13 protein-coding genes are annotated in these 15,218 nt (G+C 66.2%); 10 read left to right on the top strand and 3 right to left on the bottom strand.

All coding sequences use genetic code 11. The features are described from left to right. Window positions 1-78: 78 nt before the first annotated feature. From KHO41_RS17515 to KHO41_RS17495, 5 genes are read left to right on the top strand one after another with little or no spacing between them, the layout of a single operon-like run. Window positions 79-606 carry a formate dehydrogenase subunit gamma gene (locus KHO41_RS17515; RefSeq protein ID WP_211954540.1) on the top strand — a complete coding sequence of 176 codons (528 nt, stop codon included), beginning with the start codon at window positions 79-81 and terminating at the stop codon, window positions 604-606. Further along, the gene (locus tag KHO41_RS17510) at window positions 603-2,168 is read left to right on the top strand and encodes a formate dehydrogenase beta subunit (protein WP_211954539.1); all 1,566 of its coding nucleotides are present in this window, start codon (window positions 603-605) and stop codon (window positions 2,166-2,168) included. The genes KHO41_RS17515 and KHO41_RS17510 overlap by 4 nt, the downstream gene beginning before the upstream one ends. A 33-nt stretch (window positions 2,169-2,201) precedes the next feature. After that, complete coding sequence (gene fdhF, locus KHO41_RS17505; protein WP_211954538.1) at window positions 2,202-5,072, top strand: formate dehydrogenase subunit alpha; 2,871 nt, start codon at window positions 2,202-2,204, stop codon at window positions 5,070-5,072. Window positions 5,073-5,087: 15 nt separating this feature from the next. Then, on the top strand, window positions 5,088-5,954 hold the full coding sequence (fdhD, locus tag KHO41_RS17500) for a formate dehydrogenase accessory sulfurtransferase FdhD (protein ID WP_211954537.1): 867 nt from the start codon (window positions 5,088-5,090) through the stop codon (window positions 5,952-5,954). Beyond that, window positions 5,951-6,175, top strand: a complete 225-nt coding sequence (locus KHO41_RS17495; protein ID WP_211954536.1) for a formate dehydrogenase subunit delta — start codon at window positions 5,951-5,953, stop codon at window positions 6,173-6,175. Before fdhD ends, KHO41_RS17495 begins: the two co-directional genes overlap by 4 nt. Before the next feature lie 751 nt (window positions 6,176-6,926). Here KHO41_RS17495 and KHO41_RS17490 read toward each other — a convergent pair. Beyond that, on the bottom strand, window positions 6,927-7,622 hold the full coding sequence (locus tag KHO41_RS17490; RefSeq protein WP_211954535.1) for a transglycosylase domain-containing protein: 696 nt from the start codon (window positions 7,620-7,622) through the stop codon (window positions 6,927-6,929). 336 nt (window positions 7,623-7,958) lie between these two features. Between KHO41_RS17490 and KHO41_RS17485 the strand changes: the two genes are divergently transcribed. Beyond that, on the top strand, window positions 7,959-8,225 hold the full coding sequence (locus KHO41_RS17485) for an RNA-binding protein (RefSeq protein ID WP_211954534.1): 267 nt from the start codon (window positions 7,959-7,961) through the stop codon (window positions 8,223-8,225). Window positions 8,226-8,287: 62 nt separating this feature from the next. After that, window positions 8,288-9,118 (top strand): tyrosine-protein phosphatase, encoded by an 831-nt coding sequence (locus KHO41_RS17480; protein ID WP_211954533.1) that lies wholly within the window; start codon window positions 8,288-8,290, stop codon window positions 9,116-9,118. Between the two features lie 24 nt (window positions 9,119-9,142). Here the strand turns inward: KHO41_RS17480 and KHO41_RS17475 are convergent, their stop codons facing one another. Continuing rightward, the gene (locus tag KHO41_RS17475) at window positions 9,143-10,366 is read right to left on the bottom strand and encodes an acetate/propionate family kinase (protein ID WP_211954532.1); all 1,224 of its coding nucleotides are present in this window, start codon (window positions 10,364-10,366) and stop codon (window positions 9,143-9,145) included. Between the two features lie 34 nt (window positions 10,367-10,400). Further along, entirely contained in the window at window positions 10,401-11,384 is a 984-nt protein-coding gene (locus KHO41_RS17470; protein WP_211954531.1) for a phosphate acetyltransferase, read from the bottom strand. 295 nt (window positions 11,385-11,679) lie between these two features. Here KHO41_RS17470 and KHO41_RS17465 point away from each other — a divergent pair, with 295 nt between their 5' ends. Genes KHO41_RS17465 through KHO41_RS17455 form a run of 3 tightly spaced genes read left to right on the top strand, consistent with a single transcriptional unit; the run spans window position 11,680 to window position 15,186 of the window. Beyond that, window positions 11,680-14,061, top strand: a complete 2,382-nt coding sequence (locus KHO41_RS17465; RefSeq protein ID WP_211954530.1) for a DUF3141 domain-containing protein — start codon at window positions 11,680-11,682, stop codon at window positions 14,059-14,061. 33 nt (window positions 14,062-14,094) lie between these two features. Further along, window positions 14,095-14,874, top strand: coding sequence for an enoyl-ACP reductase FabI (fabI, locus tag KHO41_RS17460; RefSeq protein WP_211954529.1), 780 nt, complete (start codon window positions 14,095-14,097; stop codon window positions 14,872-14,874). Window positions 14,875-14,907: 33 nt separating this feature from the next. Then, window positions 14,908-15,186 carry an RNA recognition motif domain-containing protein gene (locus tag KHO41_RS17455; RefSeq protein ID WP_211954528.1) on the top strand — a complete coding sequence of 93 codons (279 nt, stop codon included), beginning with the start codon at window positions 14,908-14,910 and terminating at the stop codon, window positions 15,184-15,186. Window positions 15,187-15,218: the final 32 nt, after the last annotated feature.

Below are 15,218 nucleotides of genomic sequence, written 5' to 3'. Positions count from 1 at the left end.
TCGTTATACTCGGTAAATAGGAAAAAAATAGCATATAAACGGTCGCCCTGCCGAGGGCGCGGCCCCACAGGAGACGCCATGCCAGATACCGCCACTTCCGCTCCGGCGCCGGCCGACGCGGCCCGCACAGCGGCCATCGCCGCGATCGTGGCGGCGCGCCAGGATATGCCGGGCGCTTTGCTGCCCATCCTGCACGAAATCCAGGACACCCAGGGCTACATCCCCGAGACGGCCGTGCCGGTCATCGCCAAGGCGCTGAACCTGTCGCGCGCCGAGGTGCATGGCGTGATCACGTTCTACCACCATTTCCGCCAGCAGCCGGCCGGCCGCCAGGTGGTGCAGGTCTGCCGTGCCGAGGCCTGCCAGTCGGTCGGCGCCGAGGCGCTGGCCGAGCACGCCAAGCGCGCACTCGGTTGCGACTTCCATGAAACCACCGCCGATGGCGCTGTCACGCTGGAGCCGGTCTACTGCCTCGGCCAGTGCGCGTGCGGTCCGGCCGTGATGATGGGCGAGCAACTGCACGGCTATGTCGACGCAAAGCGCTTCGACGTGCTGGTGCGCAAGCTGCGCGCCGACCAGACCGCCAACGAGGAGGCTCAGGCATGAGCGCCGCTGTCACCACCATCTTTGTCCCGCGCGACTCCACTGCGCTGGCACTCGGCGCCGACGACGTGGCGCGCGCGATTGCACGTGAAGCCGCTGCGCGTGGCGAGTCGGTGCGCATCGTGCGCAACGGTTCGCGCGGCATGTTCTGGCTGGAGCCGCTGGTCGAAGTGCAGACCGAGGCGGGCCGCTTGGCCTACGGCCCGGTCAGCGTCGACGATGTGCCGGGACTGTTCGATGCCGGCTTGCTGCAAGGTGCCGAGCATGCACTCGCGCATGGCCTGACCGACGAGATCCCTTTCCTCAAGCGCCAGGAACGCCTGACGTTCGCGCGTGTCGGCATCACCGATCCGCTGTCGCTCGACGACTACCGTGCTCATGAAGGCTATGCCGGCCTCGAGCGTGCGCTGTCGATGGAGCCCGCCGCAATCGTGCAGGAAGTGACCGACTCCGGCCTGCGTGGCCGTGGCGGCGCGGCGTTCCCGACTGGCATCAAGTGGAAGACCGTGCTCGGCGCGAAGTCCGCGGTCAAGTACATCGTCTGCAATGCCGACGAAGGCGACTCGGGCACGTTCTCCGACCGCATGGTGATGGAAGACGACCCGTTCGTGCTGATCGAGGGCATGACCATCGCCGGTCTCGCGGTCGGCGCGGAGTCCGGCTATATCTACTGCCGTTCCGAATACCCGCATGCGATTGCCGTGCTGAATGCAGCCATTGCCACTGCCGTGGCCGCCGGCTGGCTCGGCGACGATATCCGCGGCAGCGGCAAGCGTTTCCACCTGGAAGTGCGCAAGGGCGCTGGCGCCTATGTGTGCGGCGAGGAAACCGCGCTGCTCGAAAGCCTCGAAGGCAAGCGCGGCGTGGTGCGCGCCAAGCCGCCGCTCCCGGCGCTGGAAGGTTTGTTCGGCAAGCCCACGGTCATCAACAACGTGATTTCGCTCGCGACCGTGCCGGTCATCCTTGCACGCGGCGCGCAGCACTACCGCGACTTCGGCATGGGTCGTTCGCGCGGCACGCTGCCGTTCCAGCTCGCGGGCAATATCAAGCAGGGCGGCCTGGTTGAAAAGGCATTCGGTGTGACGCTGCGCGAACTGCTGTTCGACTACGGCGGCGGCACGCGCAGCGGCCGCGCCGTGCGCGCGGTGCAGGTCGGCGGCCCGCTGGGCGCATATCTGCCGGAATCGCGCTTCGATGTGCCGATGGACTACGAAGCCTATGCCGCGTTCGGCGGCGTGGTCGGTCACGGCGGCATCGTCGTGTTCGACGAAACCGTCGACATGGCCAAGCAGGCGCGCTACGCGATGGAGTTCTGCGCGATCGAATCGTGCGGCAAGTGCACGCCGTGCCGGATCGGCTCCACGCGCGGCGTGGAAGTCATGGACCGGATCATCGCGGGCAACGAGCCCGTCAAGCATGTGAAGCTCGTGCGCGACCTGTGCGACACCATGCTCAACGGCTCGCTCTGCGCCATGGGCGGCATGACGCCGTACCCGGTGCTGTCCGCACTCAACGAATTCCCCGAGGACTTCGGCCTCGCCTCCAACCCAGCCAAGGCGGCCTGAGCCTGCGCCAGAACAGAACAACGGGAGACAACCATGGATTGCCGCGATGTGATTGACTTCGGCACCCCCGCCAGCGAATCGACCGAGATGGTCACCCTCGAGATCGACGGCGTCAGCGTCACCGTGCCGGCCGGCACGTCGGTGATGCGCGCCGCGATGGAGGCGGAGGTCAGCGTGCCCAAGCTGTGCGCGACCGACAGCCTGAAGTCCTTCGGCTCGTGCCGCCTGTGCCTGGTCGAGATCGAAGGGCGCCGCGGCTATCCGGCCTCGTGCACCACGCCGGTGGAAGCCGGCATGAAGGTCAAGACGCAGAGCGACAAGCTGGCCGACCTGCGCCGCGGTGTGATGGAGCTGTACATCTCCGACCACCCGCTCGACTGCCTGACCTGCCCGACCAACGGCAACTGCGAACTGCAGGACATGGCCGGCGAAGTGGGCCTGCGCGAGGTGCGCTACAACGACGGCGGCCCGATCGCCACGCACACCGACATGAAGAAGGATGAGTCGAATCCTTACTTCACCTACGATCCGTCCAAGTGCATCGTCTGCAACCGCTGCGTGCGCGCATGCGAGGAAACGCAAGGCACGTTCGCGCTGACGATCTCGGGCCGCGGCTTCGACTCGCGCGTTTCGCCGGGCACCAGCCAGTCGTTCATGGAATCGGACTGCGTGTCGTGCGGTGCCTGCGTGCAGGCCTGCCCGACCGCGACGCTGACCGAGACTTCCGTCATCAAGCTGGGCCAGGCGCCGCGCAGCGTCGTCACTACGTGCGCCTACTGCGGCGTCGGCTGCTCGTTCAAGGCCGAGATGAAGGGCAACGAAGTCGTGCGCATGGTGCCGTACAAGGACGGCAAGGCTAACGAAGGCCACGCGTGCGTGAAGGGCCGCTTTGCCTGGGGCTATGCCACGCACCAGGACCGCATCCTCAAGCCGATGATCCGCGCGAAGATCACCGATCCGTGGCGCGAGGTGTCGTGGGAAGAGGCCATCAACTACGCGGCTTCGGAGTTCAAGCGTATCCAGGCCAAGCACGGCAAGGACTCCATCGGCGGCATCGTCTCGTCGCGCTGCACGAACGAGGAAGGCTACCTCGTGCAGAAGCTCGTGCGTGCCGCGTTCGGCAACAACAACGTCGACACCTGCGCCCGGGTCTGCCACTCGCCGACCGGCTACGGCCTGAAGCAGACGCTCGGTGAATCGGCCGGCACGCAGACCTTCAAGTCGGTCGAGAAGTCCGACGTGATCATGGTGATCGGTGCCAACCCGACCGATGGCCATCCGGTGTTCGCCTCGCGCATGAAGAAGCGCCTGCGCGCCGGCGCCAAGTTGATCGTCGCTGACCCGCGCAAGATCGACCTGGTCGATTCGCCGCATATCCGCGCCGACTTCCATCTGCAACTGCGACCGGGCACCAACGTCGCGCTGGTGACGTCGATGGCCCACGTGATCGTGACCGAAGGCCTGCTCGCCGACGCGTTCATCGCCGAGCGTTGCGAAGACCGAGCGTTCCAGCAATGGCGCGACTTCGTCTCGCAGCCCGAGAACTCGCCCGAAGCCATGGCCGACGTGACCGGCGTGCCGGCCGACACGCTGCGCGGCGCTGCACGCCTGTACGCTACCGGCGGCAACGCTGCGATCTACTACGGCCTCGGCGTGACCGAGCATGCGCAGGGCTCGACCACGGTGATGGGCATCGCCAACCTCGCCATGGCGACCGGCAACGTCGGCCGCGAAGGCGTGGGCGTGAATCCGCTGCGCGGCCAGAACAACGTGCAGGGCTCGTGCGACATGGGCTCGTTCCCGCATGAACTGCCGGGCTACCGCCACGTGTCGGACTCGACCGTGCGCGCCCTGTTCGAATCGGCATGGAACGTGGAGATCAGCCCGGAGCCGGGCCTGCGCATCCCGAACATGTTCGAAGCCGCGCTCGGCGGCAGCTTCATGGGCATGTACTGCCAGGGCGAGGACATCGTCCAGTCCGATCCGAACACGCAACACGTGGCCGAAGCGCTGTCGTCGATGGAATGCATCGTCGTGCAGGACATCTTCCTGAACGAAACCGCCAAGTATGCGCACGTATTCCTGCCGGGTTCGTCGTTCCTCGAAAAGGATGGCACCTTCACCAACGCGGAACGCCGCATCTCTCGTGTGCGCAAGGTGATGCCGCCCAAGGCCGGCTACGCCGACTGGGAAGCGACCATCCTGCTGGCCAATGCGCTTGGCTACCCGATGCACTACAAGAACCCGTCCGAGATCATGGACGAGATCGCGCGCCTGACGCCGACGTTCCACGGCGTGAGCTACAAGCGCCTCGACGAGCTGGGCAGCATCCAGTGGCCGTGCAACGAAGACGCGCCCGAAGGCACGCCGACCATGCACATCGACCGCTTCGTGCGTGGCAAGGGCAAGTTCATCATCACCAAGTACGTGCCGACCACCGAGAAGATCACACGGGCCTACCCGCTGATCCTGACCACGGGCCGGATCCTGTCGCAGTACAACGTGGGCGCGCAGACGCGCCGCACCGAGAACGTCCACTGGCACGACGAGGATCGGCTCGAGCTCCATCCGCACGATGCCGAGGAGCGCGGCATCAAGGACGGCGACTGGGTCGGCGTGCAGAGCCGGGCAGGGGAGACCGTGCTGCGCGCGATCGTCAGCGAGCGCATGCAGCCGGGCGTGGTCTACACGACCTTCCACTTCCCGGAATCGGGCGCCAACGTGATCACGACCGACAACTCCGACTGGGCCACCAACTGCCCCGAGTACAAGGTGACTGCGGTGCAGGTGATGCCGGTGGCGCAGCCTTCGGAGTGGCAGAAGCAGTATCAGGCGTTCAACGCGCAGCAGCTTCAGCTGCTCGAAGCGGCAAGCGCCGACCCGGCCCAGGCCGCAGTAGGCTGACAGGAGGACCGCATCATGATGCGCTGCCTGAACGGGCCGGAACTCGAACCGGCCCAGCAAATGGAAGGCGAGCCGGCCACGCACAGCACCTTCGCGGTGAGCCGGTGGCGCCACGGCGAACATGCGCTGAGCCCTGACGAACTCGCAGAAGAGGTGCCCGTTGCGCTCGAATACAACGGCATCTCGCATGCGGTGATGCTGGCCACGCCGGCCGACCTGGAGGACTTTGCGCTGGGCTTCAGCCTCAGCGAAGGCATCGTCTCCAATGCGCGCGATGTGTATGACATCGAGACCGAGACGCGTGAGCATGGCATTGCCGTGCGTATCGAGATCGCCTCGGAAGCCTTCATGGGCCTCAAGGAGCGGCGCCGTTCGCTAGCCGGCCGCACTGGCTGTGGGCTGTGCGGTACGGAATCGCTGGAGCAGGTGATGCGCATGCCTGCACCGGTGAAGAGTGTGGCGAGCTTTCACACCGACGTGATCCAGGCCGCGTTCGTGCAACTCCAGTTGCGGCAGGCGCTGCAGCGTGAGACCGGTGCCACGCATGCTGCTGCATGGCTGCGTGCCGACGGCCATGTCGCGATGGTGCGCGAGGATGTGGGGCGCCATAATGCGCTCGACAAGCTCGCCGGTGCGCTTGCGCGCTGCGGCGAGGACATAGCCACCGGCGCGGTGCTGGTGACCAGCCGAGCCAGCTATGAAATGGTGCTCAAGACTGCGGCCATCGGCGCTGGAGTGCTGGCTGCCGTTTCAGCGCCGACGGCGCTGGCCGTGCGGCTGGCCGAGCAGGCCAACATCACACTGGCCGGCTTCGTCCGCGCGAGTGGCCACGTGGTTTATTCCCATCCCCAACGACTGCAACACGAAGCGAGTCTGGTATGAAGATCGACAACCTGATTACGATGGCCAATCAGATTGGCAGCTTCTTTGAGGCTATGCCGGATCGTGACGAGGCAGTGGCCGATATTGCCGGGCATATCAAGCGGTTTTGGGAGCCGCGGATGCGGAGGGCTTTGCTTGGTCACGTGGATGCCGATGCTGGCACCGGGCTGCTGGAGATTGTGCAGGAGGCGGTGGGGAGGCATCGGGGGGTGTTGGAGTAATTGGGAGGTTGATGGGACGTCGTGCTTGGCAGGCGCCGCTGTTTCGCCGGCGTAGCCGGCGACCTCCTTTTGTCCGAGCGACAAAAGGAGGCAAAAGCGCGTTTGCGTCGTCAATCCAAGGCTCGATGCCGTTGTTGCATCAGAGGACCGCTGGACTGCCTGCCGCGTAGATGATTAGGATGGGACAGCGCGTACGAGCGAACCCGGATTACGGAGTGGTCCCTTCTAATAACGCCTTCACGGGGACGCCTACGGCTGCGCTACGCGCGGCTCGGAGTAAGAACGTTGAGGTCTAGTCCTAACCTCGCCTCGGTGACGATGCCTTGGGCGCATTGCATGCGCGTAGAGGCAGGACATCGGGAACTGGAACTGGAACTGGAACGGGGACTCGTGCGCCAGCCACGTTGATGAGCTTGCATCCAGACGACGACGTGCGCGCAGCGCAGCCGAAGGCGTCCCACCACTGACCGTGTTGAAACGCTGTACCCGAGTCCGTCTTGGGGATCGTCCAAAAGCCGTGCCGCGTCAGGCACAGGTTCTGACTCACATGGCGTAGCAGGGTCGAACGGCCGACCACCATCGCAGGCGTCCAAAGCCGTCTGAACCACTGCCACCGTGGAATTGATGGCCAGCGGCAACGACGCGCTTTTTGGTTACTTTTTGTCGCTCGGACAAAAAGTGACTCGCCGGCTACGCCGGCGAAACAGCGGCGCCCGCCAAGAACGACAACCCCAACAAGCCCACAAAACCCTCACTTCAACCTCATCGGCTCCAGCAACGCCCCGTCATACTCCCCCCTGGAAATCTTCCCCAACTCCAGCATCCGATGCAGGATATAAGCCTGCCGCTGCCGCGCCCGCCGAGGATTGACCACTGGGTTGTTCGCAGACGGCGCCTTAGGCAACCCAGCAAGCATCGCGCATTCGGCAAGCGTCAGCCGCTCAACCGGCTTGCCAAAATAAGTCCGCGCCGCATCGCCAAATCCATACGCCCCCTGCCCGAGATAGATCTTGTTCATGTAGAGCTCAAGAATCTCATCCTTGCTCATGGCATGTTCGATCCGGTACGACAGCAACACTTCATACAGCTTGCGGGTGTACGTCTTCTCGCGCGACAGGAAGAAATTCCGCGCGACCTGCATGGTGATGGTGGACGCCCCCTGCGACAACTCGTCGGACAGATTGGCGACGCCCGCACGAATCACACCGACGTAGTCGATGCCGTCATGCAGATAGAACCGCTCATCCTCGATGGCGACCACCGCGTCGGTCAAATCGCGCGGAAATTCGCGCAGCGGCACGTAGTCGGATGTGCTGCGGAACGCGGTCAGTGCATCGAGCGATGGCAACTGGCGATTGGCCACCAGCACGGCGACGGTGGCAAGCAGCGCGCCGCCGATCATGGCGAGCACCAGCAGTTTGACAAAGGCGGACCAGAGACTTTTCATGCCGCGTATTGTGCCAGCCCGCGTGGCGCGGTGTCGCGCGGGCGTCGCATATGGGCCGCGGCAGCGGCCCGCCCTGGCGAACCGCCGCGTTCGCACGATGGGAATCCTGGGACGCGGTTCAGAGCTTTTGTCGAGCCGGAAGCAGCGCAAATTGCGGCCGCCATGAGCCAGATCAAGATTGCAGGCGATGCGGGGATTCCTCGCGCGGCAGCGGCGTCTTACCTGTAAAGGCGCATGCAGCAAGGCAAAGCGGCATGCGCCGGGGTCCTGCGCAATGCGGGAAATTGGCAGGTGACGCATGCGCGGGCAGGGACATGAAATAATCAGGAGTCGATCATGAAGGTTTTGGTGCGTGGTCTCCGGCCCGGTGTTGATGCGGCAACCTTGCGCAAGGCGCTGAAGCCCTATGCCGAAGTGCGCGCAGTGGAATTCGTGCGCGAAGGCGATCCGAATCGCCCGTGGGCATGGGTCGATATCGCGGCGGGCGCGCTGGCGGTATGGAAGCTGGTGCACCGCCTGGATGGGCGTTACATTGCCGGTTGCCATTTGCGCTGGTACGTGCCGGCCTATCGCGGCCGTACCGCGGCGCCGGCAGCGGCCTGAAGGATCGCCAGGAACGAGGCGCGAAGAGACAGCGCCAGAGAAGACAGATAAGAGGACAACAGATGATCAGCCATTGGTTGGCCTGGGCCGGATGCCTGCGGGCATCGCACGCGCCGGGCTTGCACGCGGTAGTGCCGTTCGGGCCTGCCGGAAACGGAAGCGAACTGGGACTGGAAAGCATCAGCAATGCACGGGATCTCGGTGGTCTGGCCGGCGCCGGCGGAAGCCGCGTGCGGCATGGCCGCCTGTACCGCAGCGGCAATCCCGCGCTCGCGTCCGTCGCGGACATCGAGCGCTTGCAGGGCCTGGCCCTCGACGCCGTCGTGGACTTCCGCTCTCCGGGCGAGAAGTCGGCCGACGAAGCGCCGTTCGGGCAGCGCTTCAACTGGATCGCCATGCCGGTGCTCGAAGGCAGCATGGCCATGGACGTGCTGATGCCGCGCCTGCGCGAGAGCACGCCGGAAGACGTCGATGCGTTCATGCTCGGCGTCTATCGCGATTTCCCGGTGCGCTACCGGCAGGTGTTCGGCGATTTCATGCGCAATGCCCAGTCGGGCAAGACGCTGCTGTATCACTGCACCGCGGGCAAGGACCGCACGGGCTTCGCGTCGCTGCTGCTGCTCTCTGCGCTCGGTGTGGCGCAGGACGATATCCTGGCCAACTATCTCGAATCGAACCAGCGCAATGCGCGTTTCAACACGCAGGCGCTGGAGCGCATCACGCAGTTTGGCATTCGGCCCGAGGTCATGATGCCGCTGCTCGAGGTGCGCGCCAGCTACCTCGATGCGTCCGTGCAGGCCATCGAGGCCGCGTACGGCAGCATGGACGGCTTCCTGCGCGACGGGCTGGATGTCGACGTGGCGCAGTTGCGCGCACACTACCTGGAAGCCTGACACGCGGCGTGCGCCGCGCCGGCCTTACAGCTTCCCGCTTTCGCGCAGGATGCGCGCGGTGCTCAGCGCGATCATGCCTTCTTCGTCGGTGGGCAATACCAGCACCGGCACGCGGCTGGCGTCGCTGCTCACGCGCTGGCTGTTGTCGTTGTTGGCCGCATTGTCCAGGCTGATGCCGAACAGGTCCGTCAGGTGCGCACAGATACGGGCGCGCACCGGCGGCGAATTGGCGCCGATGCCGGCGGTGAACACCAGCGTGTCCAGGCCGCCGAGTGTGACGGCCAGCTTGCCGATTTCCTGCGCGGCGCGGTAGGCGTAGAAGTCCACCGCGAGCCGCGCGCGCGGCGCTTCGCTGGCCAGCAGCGCGCGCATGTCGCTGCTGACACCAGACAGCCCCTTCAGGCCGGATGCCCCATACAGCATGTTCTGGATCGCGTCAGCGGTCATGCCCTGCTGCGCCAGCCACAGCACTGCACCGGGGTCGATCGCGCCGCAGCGCGTGCCCATCGGCATGCCGTCGAGTGCCGTCAGCCCCATGGTGCTATCCACGCTGCGGCCATCGCGCATGGCGCACAAGCTTGCGCCGTTCCCAAGGTGGGCGACGATCACGCGGCCCGCGGCCACGTCCGGTGCCACCTGGCCCAGGCGCCGTGCAATGTACTCGTAGGACAGCCCATGGAAGCCATAGCGCCTGATGCCTCGCTCGTAGTACTCGTAGGGCAGCGCCATCAGCTGCGCGAGCATGTCGTGCCCGGCATGGAAGGCCGTGTCGAAGCAGGCGACCTGCAGCAGCTCGGGCGCGGCCTTGCGTACCGCGCGGATCGCGGTCAGGTTGTGGGGCTGGTGCAGCGGCGCCAGCGGGATCAGCGCCTCGAGGCGTGCGATCACGTCGTCGTCGATGCGCACGGCCTGCGCGAAGTCACTGCCGCCGTGGACCACGCGGTGGCCGATGGCGACCGGCGGGTTGTCGCGCAGCCCGACGCTCAGCACCAGGCGTACCAGGCGGAAAGCCGCGTCGTGGTCGGCGATCTGCGCGACAGGAAACGATTCGTCGGCAACGACATGCCCATCGGCCATGTTCGCGCGCAGCCGCGGCGCGACGCCGATGCCTTCGATCTGCCCGTGCGCGCTTAGCACGGGGTTGATGTCTGCGTTGTCATGCGCGGCTTCCGGCACGTTGTAGACGGAAACCTTGACGCTGGAAGAGCCGGCATTGACGACCAGGATGACAGGATGGGTGGCACTCACGCTCGATGCACTCCGCATAAGGTTGGGGGGCGGCTCAGACCGGTACGGCAGCTTCGGCGCTGCGGCGCGCGTGCGCCAGCAGGACCGCGATGGCGCAACTGCCGATGCGCGCGCGCACGCTGTCGGCGCGGCTGGTCAGGATGATGGGCACGCGAGCCCCCAGCACGATGCCCGCGGCTTCGGCGCCCGCCAGAAACGTGAGCTGCTTGGCGAGCATGTTGCCGGCTTCGAGGTCGGGCACAAGAAGGATGTCAGGGTCGCCGGCCACCTCCGAGTCGATGCCCTTGGTAATGGCGGCTTCGCGGCTGATGGCGTTGTCGAACGCAAGCGGGCCGTCGAGCAGCGCGCCGGTGATCTGCCCGCGCCGGCTCATCGTGCACAGCGCCGCGGCATCGATGGTCGACGGGATCTTGTCGGTCACGGTCTCCACGGCAGAGAGGATGGCCACCTTCGGGCGCTCGACGCCGAGCACGCGCACGAGGTCGATCGCATTGCGGCAGATGTCGGCCTTGTCGTTGAGCGTGGGGAAAATGTTCACCGCGGCATCGGTGATGAACAGCGGCTTGTGGTAGCTCGGCACATCCATCGCGAATACGTGCGACAGGCGCCGGCCCGTGCGCAGGCCGCTGCCCGAGGCGGTCACTTCGTGCATCAGTTCATCGGTGTGCAGGCTGCCCTTCATGAGCAGCTCCGCTTCGCCATTGCGCACCGCTTCGACCGCGCGCGCGGCGGACGCATGGCTGTGCGGCGTATCGACGATGACGGTGTCGCCAAGCGGCAGCCCCTGTTCGGCGGCGACTTCGCGGATACGCGCCTGCGGACCGAACAGGATCGGCACGATCAGTCCGAGGCTGGCGGCTTGCATGGCACCGCTCAGCGATGAGGCGTCGCACGGATGCGCCACCGCGGTGGGAATCGGCGGCAGGCCGGCACAGCGGGCCAGCAACGTGGCGTACTTGTCGGTGCCGGGAGCAGCGGGCTCGGCAGGCACGGACAGGGCGGGCGAGGCAGCAGTCATGGCGGATTCCGGTCAGGTTGGTCGGCATGTTGCGCTGCGCAAGGCGCATCGCGCCCAGTATAGGCGACGAATCTTGCCATTCCGTGTTTCATAGAATGTGCCGGAATGACCACGGGCGCGAGGCCGCGAGGTGCGCGAACCGCCTCGCGATCGACATAGTGCGGCGATTGCCATCGGCACGACACGCTGGTAGGCTTGTTTTTGCTGCGAAGCACAACGCGTCACATCCAGGTGATCCCGAGGGACTGTTCCGGCACGCGTGGCGCGTCCGCCGACACCAATCAGGGGAAGTGGAATGTCAGCTAGCGAATCCACCGGCACGCCGGGCACGCAGTCCGGCCAGCCTCAATCCACCGGCTCACTGGCGCAGTTCGGCGCCTTCGCACCGTTCTTTGCGTGGCCATGGGCCGCCGTCGAATACGGTGTCGATGCCTGGCAGCGCTCCATCCTGCTGCAGGACATCCTGCGCCAGCGTGGCAACGAATCCACCGAGCACGAGCGTGAAGGCATGCCGCCCGTGCTGGTGTTCGAGCACGAAATGCTCGCTGACGCGCGCACGCTGCCCGAGCCGGTCAACTACGCGCTCCTGCGCATCATCCCGCCCGCCGACATGCCGACCGATCCGGCCAAGCGGCCGTTCGTCGTGATCGACCCGCGCGCCGGGCACGGCCCCGGCATCGGCGGCTTCAAGGCCGACAGCGAAATCGGCATCGCGCTGCGCACCGGGCACCCGTGCTACTTCATCACGTTCTTCCGCGACCCGTGTCCGGGCCAGACCATCGAGGCCGTCGCGCGCGCCGAGGCGGGCTTCATGAAGATCGTCAACGAACGCCACCCTGACGCACCCGGCAAGCCGTTCGTGGTCGGCAACTGCCAGGCGGGCTGGGCGCTGATGATTCTCGCGGCGGTGGCGCCGGACGCCGTCGGCCCGTTGCTGGTGGCCGGCGCGCCGCTGTCGTACTGGGCGGGCGTGCGCGGCACCAACCCGATGCGCTACAGCGGCGGCCTGCTGGGCGGCTCCTGGCTGGCCTCGCTGACAGCGGACCTCGGCAACGGCCGCTTCGACGGTGCATGGCTCGTGCAGAACTTCGAGCAGCTCAATCCATCCAACACGCTGTGGGGCAAGCTCTACAACGTCTACGCCAAGGCCGATACGGAAGGCCCGCGCTTCCTCGAATTCGAGCGCTGGTGGGGCGGCCACTTCCTGATGAACCGCGCCGAGATCGACTGGATCGTGCAGAACCTGTTCGTCGGCAACCGCCTCACCGCGGGACAGGTGCGTAGCGCCGACGGCAAGACCGTGGTGGACCTGCGCAACATCCGCTCGCCGATCGTTGTGTTCGCGTCGTGGGGGGACAACATCACGCCGCCGCAACAGGCGCTGAACTGGATTCCCGACCTGTATGCGACCGACGAAGAGCTGGTGGCCAATGACCAGGTCATCGTGTACTGCCTGCATCCGACCGTGGGCCACCTGGGCATCTTCGTATCGGCTGGCGTGGCCAACCGCGAGCACAGTGAACTGTTTTGCGCGCTCGACCTCATCGACGTGCTGCCGCCCGGTCTGTACGAGGCGAAGATCGAGGACATCGCGCCAGGCACGCCGCATCGCGACCTGATCGAAGGGCGCTACCTGGTGCGCTTCGAGCGTCGCAAGATTGCCGACATCCTCGCGCTGGACGATGGTCGCGAGGACGAGCGCCCGTTCGAAGTGGTGCGCCGGATTTCGGAAGTCAACCAGCATCTCTACGACACCTTTGCTTCGCCAATGGTGCGCGCGTCGACGACCGAGCTCACCGCGGAAGCCGCGCGCTCCGTCCACCCCTCGCGCCTGGAGCGCTCGCTCGCCACCGACAACAATCCGTGGATGGCGTGGGTCCGCGCGCTGGCGCCGATGGTGCGCGAGCATCGGCAACCTGTCGCACAGGACAATCCTTTGCTCGCGATGGAGCGCGCGGTGTCGGCGCAGATCATCAGCGCGCTGGACCAGTACCGCGATACGCGCGATGCCTGGTACGAGCTCGTATTCGAGACCCTTTACCAGTCGCCGATGATGGCGGCGCTGGTGGGCATGCAGGCGCAGGCGCCAGTCAACCTGGAATCGCCGGTGACCGTGCAGCTGCGCAAGGAGTTGGCGCAGCGCCGCCTGAGCGACGCCCAGGCCGCCACGGAACAGGGCGGTATGCGCGAGGCTTTCGTGCGGATCCTGGCCTACGTGGCAGACGCCGGCGCGGCGATCGAGGAGCGACCGTTCAACCTGCTGCGCCAGATGGCGCGCGAACAGCCGGAAGGGCGCGGCCGCCTGACACTGGCCGAATTCAAGTCGCTGGTGCGGCAGCAGACCTCCATCGTGCAGCTTGACCGACAGCGCGCGCTCCGTGCGCTGCCGCAGCTGGTGCCGGACCACGACGAGCGGCGCAGGCTGATGGTGGCCGCGCATCGCGTACTGACCGTGATCGCACCATTGGAAGGTGAACGCCTGACGCGCTACCGCGAAGTGGCCGAGGTGCTCGGCACCGACCACGCCCATGGCGGGGCACAACCGATCGAGCCGGCGGTGGCGCCAAAGGCCCCGGCGGCAAAGACCGGCAATGGACGCGCGCGGGTCACGCGCCCGGGGGCGAACAACACGCAGGCGGCCGGCAAGCCCCGTGGCAACCCCGGCCCGCGCACTTAGCCTTCACTGACCGAAGCCTTCCGGGAGTTCGCCATGGTGCAAGTATCGAGTCCGCCGCTGGGCGGCGCGCGTGTGCTGATCGTCGGCGTCGCCAATGCCGATTCCATTGCCTGGGGATGCGCGCGCGCGTTTCGCGAGCTGGGCGCGGAAATCGCGCTGACGTATCTCAACGACAAGGCCCATCCGCACGTCGCGCCGCTGGCCGAAGCGGTGCAGGCGCCGATCCTGATGCCGCTCAATGTCGAGGACGACACGCAGATGGACGCGCTGTTCGCACGCATTGCCAGCGACTGGGGCCGGCTCGATGCGGTCGTGCACTCGGTCGCGTTCGCGCCGAAGGAAGACCTGCAGGGCGGCCTGATCAACTCGTCCGCGGCCGGCTTCGCGCGCGCGATGGATATCTCGTGCCACTCGTTTATCCGCATGGCGCGCCGCGCGGTGCCGCTGATGACCGAAGGCGGCACGCTGTTCGCCATGAGCTATGAGGGCGCTAACCGCGTGGTGCCCAATTACGACCTGATGGGGCCGGTCAAGGCCGCGCTGGAAGCGAGCTGCCGCTATCTCGCGCATGAACTCGGGCCGCGCGGTATCCGCGTGCATGCGATTTCGCCGGGGCCGCTCAAGACGCGTGCGGCATCGGGTCTGAAGGACTTCGACCTGCTGCTTGCCGAGGCCGCGGGCCGCGCACCGCTCGGCGAACTGGTCGACATCATGGACGTCGGCTTCGCGACGGCCTACCTGGCCACGCCTTATGCGCGGCGCATCTCCGGCAATACGATGTACGTCGATGGCGGCGTGCATATCATGGCCTGAACGCCTGCGCCGCGTTCCAGCGCCACGAGCGCCATGCAGATACTGATCCGCGGCCTGCGCCGCAACGTCACCGAAGCGATGCTGCGCGACATGCTCGCGCGGCATGCACCGGTCAGCTCCGTGGAGATCGTGCGCGACGGCGATCCTGAGCGCCCGTGGGCATGGGTGGACCTGGCGGTCGACCGCTTCACGGCGTGGAGCCTGATGCGCCAGTTGGACCGGCAGGTCTTTGCCGGCGGGCGCATGCACTGGTACATCCCCGTGCATCAGGAGTCTGATGGACGGCCTGGCGGCGCAAAGCGATTACCATAGCCGCATTCCGACTCTGTCGCGCTGCCATCGCA

The organism is Cupriavidus numazuensis, from assembly GCF_905397435.1.
In the GTDB taxonomy this organism is placed as follows: Bacteria; Pseudomonadota; Gammaproteobacteria; order Burkholderiales; family Burkholderiaceae; genus Cupriavidus; species Cupriavidus numazuensis.
Note: the sequence above shows the minus strand (reverse complement) of the source record. Positions and strands in the feature narration are given on the sequence as shown.

Bases quoted from the DNA above. Each gene is read 5' to 3' on its own strand.
- KHO41_RS17515 (WP_211954540.1), top strand. From the start codon at position 79: ATGCCAGATACCGCCACTTCCGCTCCGGCGCCGGCCGACGCGGCCCGC.
- KHO41_RS17510 (WP_211954539.1), top strand. From the start codon at position 603: ATGAGCGCCGCTGTCACCACCATCTTTGTCCCGCGCGACTCCACTGCG.
- fdhF (WP_211954538.1), top strand. From the start codon at position 2,202: ATGGATTGCCGCGATGTGATTGACTTCGGCACCCCCGCCAGCGAATCG.
- fdhD (WP_211954537.1), top strand. From the start codon at position 5,088: ATGATGCGCTGCCTGAACGGGCCGGAACTCGAACCGGCCCAGCAAATG.
- KHO41_RS17495 (WP_211954536.1), top strand. From the start codon at position 5,951: ATGAAGATCGACAACCTGATTACGATGGCCAATCAGATTGGCAGCTTC.
- KHO41_RS17490 (WP_211954535.1), bottom strand. From the start codon at position 7,622: ATGAAAAGTCTCTGGTCCGCCTTTGTCAAACTGCTGGTGCTCGCCATG.
- KHO41_RS17485 (WP_211954534.1), top strand. From the start codon at position 7,959: ATGAAGGTTTTGGTGCGTGGTCTCCGGCCCGGTGTTGATGCGGCAACC.
- KHO41_RS17480 (WP_211954533.1), top strand. From the start codon at position 8,288: ATGATCAGCCATTGGTTGGCCTGGGCCGGATGCCTGCGGGCATCGCAC.
- KHO41_RS17470 (WP_211954531.1), bottom strand. From the start codon at position 11,384: ATGACTGCTGCCTCGCCCGCCCTGTCCGTGCCTGCCGAGCCCGCTGCT.
- KHO41_RS17465 (WP_211954530.1), top strand. From the start codon at position 11,680: ATGTCAGCTAGCGAATCCACCGGCACGCCGGGCACGCAGTCCGGCCAG.
- fabI (WP_211954529.1), top strand. From the start codon at position 14,095: ATGGTGCAAGTATCGAGTCCGCCGCTGGGCGGCGCGCGTGTGCTGATC.
- KHO41_RS17455 (WP_211954528.1), top strand. From the start codon at position 14,908: ATGCAGATACTGATCCGCGGCCTGCGCCGCAACGTCACCGAAGCGATG.